General features: G+C 72.0%; 9 protein-coding genes and 1 tRNA gene. 4 read left to right on the top strand and 6 right to left on the bottom strand.

All coding sequences use genetic code 11. The features are described from left to right. Positions 1-95 precede the first annotated feature (95 nt). The 3 genes from ACFVYS_RS09385 to ACFVYS_RS09375 all read right to left on the bottom strand — a co-directional run bounded on the left by ACFVYS_RS09385 (position 96) and on the right by ACFVYS_RS09375 (position 2,698). Positions 96-827, bottom strand: a complete 732-nt coding sequence (locus ACFVYS_RS09385) for an NDP-sugar synthase (RefSeq protein ID WP_389500316.1) — start codon at positions 825-827, stop codon at positions 96-98. Between the two features lie 101 nt (positions 828-928). Continuing rightward, on the bottom strand, positions 929-1,399 hold the full coding sequence (locus ACFVYS_RS09380; protein WP_389500314.1) for a hypothetical protein: 471 nt from the start codon (positions 1,397-1,399) through the stop codon (positions 929-931). A 210-nt stretch (positions 1,400-1,609) separates the two neighbouring features. Then, positions 1,610-2,698 carry an ABC transporter ATP-binding protein gene (locus ACFVYS_RS09375; protein WP_020130312.1) on the bottom strand — a complete coding sequence of 363 codons (1,089 nt, stop codon included), beginning with the start codon at positions 2,696-2,698 and terminating at the stop codon, positions 1,610-1,612. Between the two features lie 272 nt (positions 2,699-2,970). Here ACFVYS_RS09375 and ACFVYS_RS09370 point away from each other — a divergent pair. The 3 genes from ACFVYS_RS09370 (at position 2,971) to ACFVYS_RS09360 (ending at position 5,219) form a co-directional block, all read left to right on the top strand. Then, positions 2,971-3,044: transfer RNA gene (locus ACFVYS_RS09370), tRNA-Thr, on the top strand. Positions 3,045-3,125: 81 nt separating this feature from the next. Continuing rightward, entirely contained in the window at positions 3,126-3,791 is a 666-nt protein-coding gene (locus tag ACFVYS_RS09365; protein ID WP_389500312.1) for a rhomboid-like protein, read from the top strand. Positions 3,792-3,800: 9 nt separating this feature from the next. Further along, positions 3,801-5,219, top strand: a complete 1,419-nt coding sequence (locus ACFVYS_RS09360) for an NAD(P)/FAD-dependent oxidoreductase (RefSeq protein WP_389500310.1) — start codon at positions 3,801-3,803, stop codon at positions 5,217-5,219. A gap of 192 nt (positions 5,220-5,411) precedes the next feature. Here ACFVYS_RS09360 and ACFVYS_RS09355 read toward each other — a convergent pair whose 3' ends face one another. Together ACFVYS_RS09355 and ACFVYS_RS09350 are read right to left on the bottom strand one after the other, a co-directional pair. Beyond that, positions 5,412-6,908 carry an MFS transporter gene (locus tag ACFVYS_RS09355; RefSeq protein ID WP_389500308.1) on the bottom strand — a complete coding sequence of 499 codons (1,497 nt, stop codon included), beginning with the start codon at positions 6,906-6,908 and terminating at the stop codon, positions 5,412-5,414. A gap of 57 nt (positions 6,909-6,965) precedes the next feature. After that, on the bottom strand, positions 6,966-7,937 hold the full coding sequence (locus ACFVYS_RS09350) for a zinc-binding dehydrogenase (protein ID WP_389500306.1): 972 nt from the start codon (positions 7,935-7,937) through the stop codon (positions 6,966-6,968). A gap of 208 nt (positions 7,938-8,145) precedes the next feature. On the opposite strand from ACFVYS_RS09350, the gene ACFVYS_RS09345 reads away from it, so the two are divergent. Further along, positions 8,146-8,862, top strand: a complete 717-nt coding sequence (locus ACFVYS_RS09345) for a pentapeptide repeat-containing protein (protein ID WP_389500304.1) — start codon at positions 8,146-8,148, stop codon at positions 8,860-8,862. Here the strand turns inward: ACFVYS_RS09345 and ACFVYS_RS09340 are convergent. Then, on the bottom strand, positions 8,859-9,359 hold the full coding sequence (locus ACFVYS_RS09340) for a hypothetical protein (protein WP_389500344.1): 501 nt from the start codon (positions 9,357-9,359) through the stop codon (positions 8,859-8,861). The two genes, ACFVYS_RS09345 and ACFVYS_RS09340, sit on opposite strands and share 4 nt — an antisense overlap. Positions 9,360-9,404 lie beyond the last annotated feature (45 nt).

The raw sequence follows: 9,404 nt of genomic DNA, 5'->3' as shown, positions 1-9,404 counted from the left end.
CGGCACCCTCGGTCGTTCAGGGGCGCGGGGAACTGCGCGACCAGCCCCCACCGGGCCGGCGGTCGACGACGAACCGCTTGAGCCGCTCCACTCGCTCAGCGGCTCAGCGCCGCCAGTTCCTTCGCCGCCTCCGTGAGGTCCTTCGCGGTGTCGATGGCCCGCCAGTACGCCCCCTGCGGGAGCGGGAACCCGGCCAGTCGCCGCTCGCGGGCGAGGTGCGGGAACGTCGTCCGCTCGTGGTCCCCGCGCTCGGGCAGCAGGCCGGCGAACGCCGGGGAGAAGACGTAGACGCCCGCGTTGATCTCGTAGGTGGTGGGCGGCGCCTCGATGAAGTCCGTGATGTGGCCGAACCCGTCCGTCTGCACCGCACCCCACGGAATGCGCGGCCGCGCCAGCGCGAGGGTCGCTATGGCGTCGCGCTCGGTGTGGAAGTCGGCCATCTCGCGCAGCGAGAAGCGGGTCCAGATGTCGCCGTTGGTGGCGTACCAGGGCCGGTCGGGGTGGGGCAGGTGGGCGGCCGCGTACTTCAGCCCGCCGCCGCGGCCCAGGGGCTCGGTCTCGACGACGGTGGTGACCTTGACGGGCAGGTCGGCCGACTTCAGCCAGTCCTGGAGCACCTCGGCGAGGTGGCCGCAGGACACGACGACGTCGGTGACGCCCTCCTCGGCGAGCCAGACGAGCTGATGGCCGATGATCGGCGTCCCCGTACCGGGGATCTCGACCATCGGCTTGGGCCGGTCGTCGGTGTACGGACGCAGCCGAGACCCCTGGCCACCGGCCAGGATGACGGCTTGCGTGGGGCGGGACACGGCGTGCGGATCGGTCATGCCCGCACTGTACGTGCCGCTTGTTGCGGGGCGTGCGGCTCCCCCGACGGGAGGGAACCGCACGCCCCGGTCGCTGCGGGCCGACCCGGCGGCCCGGTGGCTCAGCCCCGGGCCGCCAGGACGCCCGAGGCGAAGGCCGTGTCGCACACCGGGCGGGAGTACGACTGTGCGCGCGAGGGGCCGTACACGCGGACGGCCGCCCGGCCCAGGGCGCGGGCGATGGAGGAGCAGTGCTTCGCCAGCGACGGCTTGCCGTTCACGGCGGCCTGGAGATGGGTCAGGGCGACGCCCGGATCCTTCTCCTGGAGCTCGGTCAGCAACTGGTCGCGCAGCACGTCCTGCGGGGCCTTGGCGGCCTCGTGCGAGGACTGCTGTGCGGCGGAGACGTCGGAGGCGGTGAGCACCGAATCCGAGGGGTTCCCCGACCAGTTGACCCGGGTGACCGCGAGGGTCCCGGAGAGCACCATGACGACGGGCAGGACGAGGGCGAGCGAGCGGCCGATACGGCGGGCTGGGCCGCCCTGGCCGCGGCGCGTGCGCTGGGTGGTGGAGTGGTTCGCGGAGTGCTTCACGCGTGAGAGGGTAGCGTGCAGTAATGATTTGGCGACATTCAGTCACCCGGACGGGGGATGAAGCCGTGCTCCCTTTTGGGTAAGGGGTTGACGGACCCCGGTTGAAATGTCCGCTGTGCCGGGGATTTTCGCGGGCAGGGAAAAGGGCCCCGCAGCAGGCTGCTGGGCCCTTTTCGTCAACTCGGGTGAATCACCCGGGTTCAAACCGGGTCAGTCGGAGAGACGCGCACCCGTCGACGTCGAGAAGACGTGGGTCTCGCCCGCGCGCGGGACGACGTGCAGCGTGCTGCCCTTCTCCGGGACGTCACGGCCGCCGACGCGGACCACGAGGTCCTTCGACTCGCTGCCGACCTTGGCGGTGCCGTAGACGAAGGCGTCGGAGCCGAGCTCCTCGACCACGTTCACGACGACCGCGAGGCCCGTGTCGGCGTCGGCGCCGGCCACGTCGAAGTGCTCGGGGCGGACACCGACGGTGACCGTCTTGTCGGTGGCGGCGGCGAGCGCGTCACGCTGGACCGGGACCACCGAGTTGCCGAACTTCACGCCGCCGTCGGCGATCGGCACCTCGACGAGGTTCATCGCCGGGGAGCCGATGAAGCCGGCCACGAAGAGGTTCGCGGGACGGTCGTACATGTTGCGCGGGGTGTCGACCTGCTGGAGCAGACCGTCCTTGAGGACCGCCACGCGGTCGCCCATGGTGAGGGCCTCGACCTGGTCGTGGGTGACGTAGACGGTGGTGATGCCGAGGCGGCGCTGCAGCGAGGCGATCTGCGTACGCGTCGAGACGCGGAGCTTGGCGTCCAGGTTGGACAGCGGCTCGTCCATGAGGAAGACCTGCGGCTCACGCACGATGGCGCGGCCCATCGCGACACGCTGGCGCTGACCACCCGAGAGGGCCTTCGGCTTGCGGTCCAGGTACTCGGTGAGGTCGAGGATCTTCGCGGCCTCTTCGACCTTCTGCCGGATCTCCGCCTTGTTGACGCCGGCGATCTTGAGCGCGAAGCCCATGTTGTCGGCGACCGACATGTGCGGGTAGAGGGCGTAGTTCTGGAACACCATGGCGATGTCCCGGTCCTTGGGCGGCAGGTGCGTGACGTCGCGGTCGCCGATGCGGATCGCACCGCCGTTGACGTCCTCGAGCCCCGCGAGCATGCGGAGCGAGGTGGACTTGCCGCAGCCGGACGGGCCGACCAGGACGAGGAACTCGCCGTCCGCGATGTCGATCTCGAGAGCGTCGACGGCGGGCTTGGTGGAACCCGGGTAGATCCGGGTCGCCTTGTCGAACGTGACAGTGGCCATGGTGAAGGGCCCCCTTCTACCGGCAGGAACGTGCCGGACGATCCGTTGTAGGAAGGTGGTTGGTGTAGTCCACATGAGCGAACTGGGTCAGGACGGTACCTGGCGTTTCCCCGTCTGTCAGTACCCGCAGGCATGTGAACTTCGCGGAAACTTTCGAGTGGGGCGGAGCCGCCCGCTGGTCAGAGCCGCGCGGACCCCGGAAGTCCGTGGCCCGGGGAAAGCGCGGCTGTGTACAGTGGAGCCGCCCTCGCGTGCGCGCGGTGGTGCGCGATGCCTCCTTAGCTCAGCTGGCCAGAGCAGCTCACTTGTAATGAGCAGGTCGTCGGTTCGAATCCGACAGGGGGCTCTCTGAAAAGCCCAGGTCAGCTTCTTGTGCGACCTGGGCTTTCCGATGCCCGCGACCGGCGATTCGCCGATACTGGGCCGGGTGAGACGGCTCTGCGGGGTTTCCGGCGTCCGGCGGGCGGTGTGGGCGCACGTCCGCGGCGCGCCCGGCACCCATGTGTGGCTGGCCGTCCTGTTCGTCACGACGGTGGCCCTGCACCACATGTCGCCGGAGTTCGAGCAGGAGTTCCTGCGGCAGCGGTCCACCAACATCCACGAGCTTTCCCGGCACCCGGTGCGGGTGCTGGTGGCGAGCGCGATGTGGGTCGACGGCGGGTACTGGCTGCCGTACGCGGTGCTGTACTCCGTCTTCCACGCCCAGGCCGAGCGGTGGCTGGGCACCGCTCGATGGCTGGCGGTGTGCGCGGCCGCGCACGTGCTGGCGACGCTGATCAGCGAGGGGGCGCTGGCGAAGGCGATCCGGGACGGGCTCGCCCCGCAGTCGGCGGTCAACACCCTGGACGTCGGGGTGAGTTACGCGCTGTCGGGAGTGGTGGCGGTGCTCGTCTACCGGATCCGTCCGCCCTGGCGGTACGGGTATCTCGCGGCCGTGCTCGTCTTCTACGGCTTCCCGCTGACCGCCGGACCGACGTTCACGGACCTCGGCCACTTCGTCTCCGTGCTCATCGGGCTGGCGTGTTATCCGCTGGTCACAGGGCGCGAAAGAGTACGGAATCCGAAGGAGACAGCGCCTGTGCCGCCGGGTTAACGTCCGGCCATGAGCAGCTCGGCAAGCGGTGTCGTGGACGGCGTCGTCAATGGCGGCATCTCCTTCTGGTACGCGGACGACGGCCTTCCGGCGGTGCGGGAGCCGCTCGCCGGTGACGCCTCCGCCGACGTCGTGATCGTCGGCGGCGGGTACACGGGCCTGTGGACGGCGTACTACCTGAAGAAGGCGGCGCCCTTCCTGCGGATCACCGTCCTGGAGCAGAGGTTCTGCGGATACGGCGCCTCGGGCCGCAACGGCGGCTGGTTGTACAACGGCATCGCGGGCCGGGACCGCTACGCGAAGCTGCACGGCCACGAGGCCGCCGTACGGCTCCAGCGGGCGATGAACGACACCGTCGACGAGGTCGTCCGGGCGGTGGCGGAGGAGGGCTTCGACGCCGGTGTCCACCAGGGCGGGGTGCTGGAGGTGGCCCGGACCCCCGCGCAGCTGGCGCGACTGAAGGACTTCCACGCGCACGAGCTGTCCTACGGGGAGCGGGACCGTGAGCTGTACGGCGCCCGGGAGACGGCCGAGCGGGTGCGGGTGGCGGGCGCCGTGGGGTCGAGCTGGACCCCGCACGGGGCGCGGGTGCACCCGGTGAAGCTGGTCAAGGGGCTCGCGGCGGCCGTGGAGGCGCTGGGGGTGGAGATCCGTGAGTCGACCCCGGTGACGGAGATCCTCCCGGGCCGGGCGGTGACGCCGTACGGGACCGTGCGGGCGCCCTACGTGCTGCGCTGCACGGAGGGGTTCACGGCCGCGTTGAAGGGTGAGCGGCGGACCTGGCTGCCGATGAACTCCTCGATGATCGCCACCGAGCCGCTCACCGACGAGCAGTGGGCGGCGGTCCGCTGGTCGGGGCGGGAGGCGCTCGGCGACATGGCGCACGCCTACATGTACGCCCAGCGCACGGCGGACGGCCGGATCGCGCTCGGCGGGCGCGGGGTGCCCTACCGCTTCGGCTCGCGGACGGACAACGACGGACGCACGCAGCTCGAGACCGCCGGGGCGCTGCGCGAGATCCTGGTCGGGTTCTTCCCGGCGCTGGCCGGGGTGCGGGTCGAGCACGCCTGGTCCGGGGTGCTGGGCGTGCCGCGCGACTGGTGCGCGACGGTCACGCTGGACCGGGCCACGGGCCTCGGCTGGGCGGGCGGTTACGTCGGCTCCGGTGTCGCCACCGCGAACCTGGCCGCGCGGACCCTGCGGGACCTGGTGCGGCTCGACTCCGGGCAGGAGGGCCGCACGGACCTCACCGACCTCCCCTGGGTCGGCCACAAGGTGCGCAGGTGGGAGCCGGAGCCGCTGCGCTGGCTGGGGGTGCGGGGCATGTACGCGACCTACCGGGCGGCGGACCGGCGGGAGACGGAGCGCCACGCGGCGGGGTCCTCACGGCTGGCGCGGCTCGCGGACCGGGTGGCGGGGCGCCACTGACGCGGCGCTCCGGGCGGGCGGCGCGCGGGGGCGACCGTTGGGTGTGGGTGTGGGTGTGGGTGCGGGTGTGGGTGCGGGTGCGGCGGGTGTGCGGGCATGCGGGTGGGTGTGCTGACGTGCGGACCGGGGCCGGGGTCGCGAGGGCGGCCGGGAACCGTAAGGGGTCGGGGCAGGGGCCGTCGTGCGGGGCGGTCAGCCCACCGATTCCGGTACGGCCGCCGCCGGGGCGTGTCTGGGCGGGCCGGTGGTGACCATCAGGCCCGCCACCAGGCCGGCCAGCAGCATGATTCCGGCGGCCCACCAGATGGCGACCGTGTAGCCGTGCACGGTGGCCTCCGCGGCGACCTCGGCCCGGCGCGCGGGGCCGGTCAGATGGGCCGAGATGTAAGCGGTGCTGCTGGTGGTGGCGATCGTGTTGAGCAGCGCGGTGCCGATGGAGCCGCCCACCTGCTGTGAGGTGTTGACGGTGGCGGACGTGACACCGGCGTCCTGCGGGGCGACCCCGGCGGTGGCCGTGGAGAAGACCGGCATGAAGGTCAGGCCCATGCCGAGGCCCATCAGGAGCAGGGCGGGCAGGATCTCGCTGGCGTAGGAGGAGTCCACCGTCATCTGGGTCAGGATCACCATGCCGCCCGAGGCGAGCAGCATGCCGGGGACCATCAGCATGCGCGGCGGCACCCGGTTCATCAGCCGGGCGGAGATCTGGGTGGAGCCGATGATGATCGCCAGGGTGAGCGGGAGGAAGGCGAGGCCCGTCTTGAGGGGGGAGTAGCCGAGGATGACCTGGAGGTAGTAGGTCATGAACAGGAACAGGCCGAACATCCCGATGATGGCGAGGCCCATGGTCAGGAAGCAGCCCGCGCGGTTGCGGTCCTTGATGATGTGCAGGGGCAGCAGCGGCACCCGCGCCTTCGTCTGCCACCACACGAACACCGTGAGCAGGACGATCCCGCCCGCGAAGAGCCCCAGCACCAGCGGGTCGGTCCAGCCGCGCGGCTCGGCCTCGCTGAAGCCGTAGACGATCGCGACCAGGCCGCCGCAGCCCAGCACCGCGCCGGGCACGTCGAGCCGGACGTCCGCGTGGCCGGGGCGGTCGTGGAGCAGCACGAGGGCGCCGAGCACGGCGACGACGGCGATGGGCACGTTGACGTACAGGCACCAGCGCCAGTCCAGGTACTCGGTGAGCAGGCCGCCGACGATGAAGCCGATCGCGGCGCCGCTGCCGGCGAGCGCGCCGTAGATGCCGAAGGCCTTGCCGCGTTCCTTGGGGTCGGTGAACGTCGTCGTCAGGAGGCTGAGCGCGGAAGGGGCGAGTACGGCCGCGAAGACGCCCTGGAGGGCGCGGGCGCCGAACAGCATGGCCGAGCCGGTGGCCGCCCCGCCGAGCGCGGAGGCGAGGGCGAAGCCGATGAGCCCGATGACGAACGTGCGTTTGCGGCCCACCAGGTCGGCGATGCGGCCGCCGAGCAGCAGCAGGCCGCCGAAGGCCAGGGTGTAGGCGGTGATCACCCACTGGCGGTCGCCGTCGGAGATGCCCAGGTCCTCCTGTGCGGAGGGCAGCGCGATGTTCACGATCGTCGCGTCCAGGACGACCATGAGCTGGGCGAGGGCGATGATCACCAGGCCCCACCAGCGGCGGGGATCGGGTGCGGTGTCGGCGGAGGATTCACCTGTCCGGGTGACACTCATTCCGACAGAACACCATGAATCCTCCTATGTCGCATCCCTGGGCAGGGTTGCCGCCGGTCACGGCACCAGGACGACTTTCCCGACCGTTCCGCGGATCTCCAGCGCCCGGTGGGCGGCGGCGGCCTCGGCGAGCGGGAACGTCTGTACCGCCGGGGTCAGCCGGCCGGCGGCCGCCTCGGCGAGGGCGCGGAGCTCCAGGGCCCGCAGGCCCCCCGCCTTCTCGATCATCACGGGCCCCAGGACCGGCCGGGAGACCCCCTCGACGAAGTAGCCCTTGCCGTCGCGGACGCCCTCGGCGGACCAGCCGAAGACGAGGTGCCTGCCCGCGGGGCCGAGCAGGGCGACGGCCGCACGGGCGATGTCGCCGCCCACCCCGTCGAAGACGACGTCGGCGGTCCGGCCGCCCAGGTGGGCGCGGACCTTGGCGGGCCAGGCGGTGTCCGTGTAGTCGACGGCGAGATCGGCGCCGTTCGCCGCGACCCGGGCCACCTTCTCCGGCCCTCCGGCCAGCCCGACGACGGTCGCGCCCGCGTTCTTGGCGTACTGCACGAGGAGCGTGCCGATGCCGCCCGCGGCCGCGGGGACCAGGGCGACGGACGCGGGCCCGAGCTCGGCGAACTGGAGGATCCCCAGTGCCGTACGGCCGGTGCCGATCATGGCCACGGCCTGGGCGGGGTCCAGGTTCGGCGGGATCTCGTGCACGCGGTCGACGTCGGTGACCGCGCGTTCGGCGTACCCGCCGGGCGCGAAGCCGAGATGGGCGACGACGCGCCTGCCGAGCCAGCCGTCGGGGGTGCCCTCGCCGACCGCGTCGACGACGCCGGCGATCTCCCGGCCGGGGATGGTGGGGAGGGTGGTCGGCGTGGGGGCGGGGCCCTGGAGGCCCTCGCGCAGGGCGGTGTCCAGGAGGTGGACGCCCGCGGCCTGGACGGCGACACGGACCTGGCCGGGGCCGGGCACCGGGTCGGCGACCGCCTCGTGGCGGAGGTTCTCGGCGGGACCGAAGGCGTGGAGGCGAATGGCGTGCATGGTGATCCCCGTGGGTGGTGGCTCGTGAGTGGTGGGTCGCGGGTCGTCGGTGGTGGGTGAGGAGCGGAGGGTTGGGACGGGTGGTTGCCCGACTGATCCCACCTTTCAACCTGAACCTTGCTTGAGGTCAAGGGGTCAAGGGCGTTCCCGGCTGCCCGGGGAGGGAGGGGGCAGGGGGATTGTCAGTGGTGGGGTGCAGCATGGGGGCATGGTGAGGACTGGGACCGGGAGAACCGGCAGGACCGGCGGCGGCACCGGCGGCAGGGCCGGTGCGGCGGTGAAGGGTGCGCGGCGTCCGGAGATGCGGCTGCCGCCGCTCGAGCCGTACGGGGGCGGTGGGCTGGAGCCCGACGGCGACTACGACGGCGTGGAGTTCCGCGAGCTGGACCTCGCCGGGCAGGACGGCGGGGGCGCCCGCTTCATGGACTGCGCCCTGACGGGCTGCGCGCTGGACGAGACACGGCTGCGCCACACCCGCTTCCTCGACTCGGTCCTCACCGGCATCCGGGGCGTCGGCACCGACCTGGCGGAGGCGACCCTGCGCGATGTGGAGCTGCTCGACGCCCGCCTGGGCGGTACCCAGTTGCACGGCGCCGTCCTGGAACGGGTCGTGATCCGCGGCGGCAAGATCGACTACCTGAACCTGCGGCAGGCGCGGCTGCGGGACGTGGTCTTCGAGTCGTGCGTCCTGGTGGAGCCGGACTTCGGCGGCGCCCGTCTGGAACGGGTCGAGTTCGTCGACTGCGCCCTGAAGTCCGCCGACTTCACCGCGGCGACCCTGGCGGACGTGGACCTGCGCGGAGCGGTGGAACTGGGCCTCGCGGGCGGCGTGGACCGGCTGTCCGGCGCGGTGATCAGCGCCGCCCAACTGCTTGATCTGGCACCCGTGTTGGCCGCCGAGCTGGGGCTCAGGGTGGAGGGCTAGCGCACCCGGGGGAAGCGCGCCTGCAACGTCCAGATCGCCGGGTTCTCGGCCAGGTCCTCGTGCAGGTCGGTCAGGTCGGCGAGGAGGTCGTGCAGGAAGTCGCGGGCCTCGCGGCGGAGTTCGGCGTGGGAGAAGGTGAGCGGGGGCTCCTCCGTCGGCATCCAGTCGGCCGTGATGTCCACCCAGCCGAAGCGGCGCTCGAACAGCATGCAGTCGGTGGACTCGGTGAAGTCCAGTTCCGCGTACTGCGGGCGAGAGGCGCGGGAGCCCGCCGGGTCCTGGTCGATCAGCTCCACGATGTCGCACAGCGCCCACGCGAAGTCCAGTACCGGCACCCATCCCCAGGCTGTGGACACCTCACGGTCCGCCTTGGTGTCGGCGAGGTAGACGTCGCCGCAGAACAGGTCGTGGCGGAGGCTGTGGACGTCCGCACGCCGGTAGTCCTTCTGCGGCGGGTCCGGGAAGCGGTTGGAGAGGGCGTAGCCGATGTCGAGCACGTAGGCGATGGTGTCACGCCCCCGCGCCGGGGCCGCCCGTCCCCA

It is taken from the genome of Streptomyces sp. NPDC058295 (assembly GCF_042880655.1).
In the GTDB taxonomy this organism is placed as follows: domain Bacteria; phylum Actinomycetota; class Actinomycetes; order Streptomycetales; family Streptomycetaceae; genus Streptomyces; species Streptomyces coriariae.
This window is presented reverse-complemented; position numbering and strand designations above follow the sequence as displayed.

Excerpts from the sequence above, each read along its gene's own strand:
- ACFVYS_RS09385 (WP_389500316.1), bottom strand. The coding sequence starts at position 827 with ATGACCGATCCGCACGCCGTGTCCCGCCCCACGCAAGCCGTCATCCTG.
- ACFVYS_RS09375 (WP_020130312.1), bottom strand. The coding sequence starts at position 2,698 with ATGGCCACTGTCACGTTCGACAAGGCGACCCGGATCTACCCGGGTTCC.
- ACFVYS_RS09355 (WP_389500308.1), bottom strand. The coding sequence starts at position 6,908 with ATGAGTGTCACCCGGACAGGTGAATCCTCCGCCGACACCGCACCCGAT.
- ACFVYS_RS09360 (WP_389500310.1), top strand. The coding sequence starts at position 3,801 with ATGAGCAGCTCGGCAAGCGGTGTCGTGGACGGCGTCGTCAATGGCGGC.
- ACFVYS_RS09345 (WP_389500304.1), top strand. The coding sequence starts at position 8,146 with ATGGTGAGGACTGGGACCGGGAGAACCGGCAGGACCGGCGGCGGCACC.
- ACFVYS_RS09350 (WP_389500306.1), bottom strand. The coding sequence starts at position 7,937 with ATGCACGCCATTCGCCTCCACGCCTTCGGTCCCGCCGAGAACCTCCGC.